Source organism: uncultured Jatrophihabitans sp., from assembly GCF_964246335.1.
Taxonomy (GTDB): domain Bacteria; phylum Actinomycetota; class Actinomycetes; order Mycobacteriales; family Jatrophihabitantaceae; genus Jatrophihabitans.
Genome location: NZ_CAXTQF010000119.1, coordinates 1 through 2,535 on the forward strand (window position 1 = coordinate 1; position 2,535 = coordinate 2,535).

1 pseudogene (only partly in view) is annotated in these 2,535 nt (G+C 72.0%); it reads left to right on the plus strand.

Annotated elements, in window-relative coordinates:
* Positions 1-2,535, plus strand: a pseudogene (locus tag ACFFCN_RS18505) (Rne/Rng family ribonuclease); its annotated part runs 152 nt beyond the window's last position; the annotation flags it as partial.

The window sequence follows — 2,535 nt, forward strand, 5'->3', positions numbered from 1 at the left end:
GCCCAGCGCGGGTCCGCCGGGCCCGGACGATCAACCGCGGGCTCGCCGAGACCTACCCCGACGCGCACACCGAGCTCGACTTCAGCACGCCGCTGGAGCTGCTGGTCGCCACCATCCTGTCCGCCCAGAGCACCGACAAGCGGGTCAACACCGTCACGCCGCAGGTCTTCACCCGCTTCCCGGACGCGGCGGCGTACGCGGCCGCGGCCGGTTCCGACGTGGTCGCAGCCGACGCGCCCGACGACGACTCGGCCGAGCCGGACGACCTGCGCGAAGCCGCGATCGAGCAGGCCTCCGGCGCCCGTCGCCGGCGGCGGCGCGGGCGGCGCGGCCGGGGCGGCAGCGCAACTGCCGAGGCAGCCGGCGGCGCCGAAGCCGCGGAGGCCGGCGACGACACCGATGCCGGCGCCACTGCCGAGGCGGAGCCCGCCGACGACAACGCCGAACCGGCCCAGAACGAGGGCGGCGACGGCTCGAGTTCGTCCACCCGTCGTCGTCGCCGACGCCGCTCCGCCGGCGCGGCCGACGACGCCGGTGGCGACAACCCGCCGAACACCGTCACGCACGTCCGCGACCGGCGCTCGGACAACGACACCGACGACGGCGTGCGCGGCGTCAAGGGCTCGACGCGCCTCGAGGCCAAACGACAGCGCCGCCGTGACGGCCGGGACACCAACCGGCGTCGTGCCCCGATCCTGAGCGAGGCAGAGTTCCTGGCGCGCCGGGAGGCGGTCGACCGCGTCATGGCTGTGCGGCAGAACGGCGAGCGCACCCAGATCGCGGTGCTCGAGGACGACATCCTCGTCGAGCACTACGTCACCCGGGCCAGCGCCACGTCCTACGTCGGCAACGTCTACCTCGGCCGGGTGCAGAACGTGCTGCCGTCCATGGAAGCCGCGTTCGTCGACATCGGCAAGGGCCGCAACGGCGTGCTCTACGCCGGCGAGGTCAACTGGGACGCGGCGGGCCTGGAGGGCAAGTCGCGCGCGATCGAGAACGCGATGAAGTCCGGCGACACCGTGCTCGTGCAGGTGACCAAGGATCCGATCGGGCACAAGGGCGCCAGGCTGACGAGTCAGATCTCGCTGCCCGGCCGCTACCTGGTCTACGTCCCGGGCGGCGACATGACCGGCATCAGCCGGCGGTTGCCCGACACCGAGCGGCATCGCCTCAAGACCATCCTCAAGAAGATCGTCCCCGAGGATGCCGGCGTCATCGTGCGCACCGCGGCCGAGGGCGCCAGCGAAGAGGATCTGACCCGCGACGTCGAACGGCTCAGCGCGCAGTGGGAGGCCATCGCGGCCGCTCGCGCTAAGGGATCGGGCGCGCCGAAGCTCGTGCACGGCGAACCGGATCTCGCGATCCGCGTCGTGCGCGACGTGTTCAACGAGGACTTCAAGTCCCTGGTCGTGCAGGGCGACGAGGCCTGGCAGACGATCTCGGAGTACGTCGGCTCTGTCACGCCGGACCTCGCCGAACGCGTTTCCCGGCACACCGCCGAGACCGACGTCTTCCACGACCTGCGCGTCGACGAGCAGCTGATGAAAGCGCTCGATCGCAAGGTGTGGCTGCCGTCCGGCGGTTCGCTGGTGATCGACCGCACCGAGGCCATGACGGTCATCGACGTCAACACCGGCAAGTTCGTCGGCAGCGGCGGCAACCTCGAGCAGACCGTCACCCGCAACAACCTCGAAGCCGCCGAGGAGATCGTGCGGCAGCTGCGGCTGCGCGACGTCGGTGGCATCGTGGTGATCGACTTCATCGACATGGTGCTCGCGTCCAATCGCGAGCTCGTGCTGCGCCGGCTGACCGAGTGCCTCGGCCGCGACCGGACCAAGCATCAGGTGGCCGAGGTGACGTCGCTCGGCCTCGTGCAGATGACGCGCAAGCGAGTCGGCGAGGGACTGATCGAGGCCTTCAGCGAGACGTGCGAGGTCTGCAAGGGCCGCGGGATCATCATTCACGGTGAGCCCGTCGATCAGCCGCAGGACGAGGACGAACGTGCCAACGGCAAGCAGGGCAAGCGCCGCCGCGGCGGACGTGGCGGCAACGGGAACGGGAAATCCGAGCCGGAGACGGTCGACCCGGCGTTGACGGAGCAGCGGCAGGCTGCCAACGCGGCGATCGCCGCAATCCACCGGGCGGCGGCCAGCGAGAAGACCGACGAGAACGGCCACGGCGACCTCGACGAACTCGCGAGCGGGTTGGTCCGCGCGGCCATGCAGTCCGACGGCGATGAGCCGGCGGCGCGTCAGTCCGACGGCGAGCAGCAGGTGACAGCCGAGCCCGCACCGGTCGACGGCGCCGCGCCGGTGGACGAGCCCGCTCCGGTCGACGAGGCCGACCCGATCGAAGCGACCGCACCGACCGAGGCAGCTAGCCCAATCGAGGAGGCAGCTAGCCCAATCGAGGAGGCAGCGCCGGTCGAGGAGGCAGCGCCGGTCGAGACGACGGCACCGGTCGAAGAGGCTGCGCCGACGCGTCGCCGGCGGCGCGGGGCCCCCCCGGCAGCCGCGCCCCCCGCACCCCCCCGCG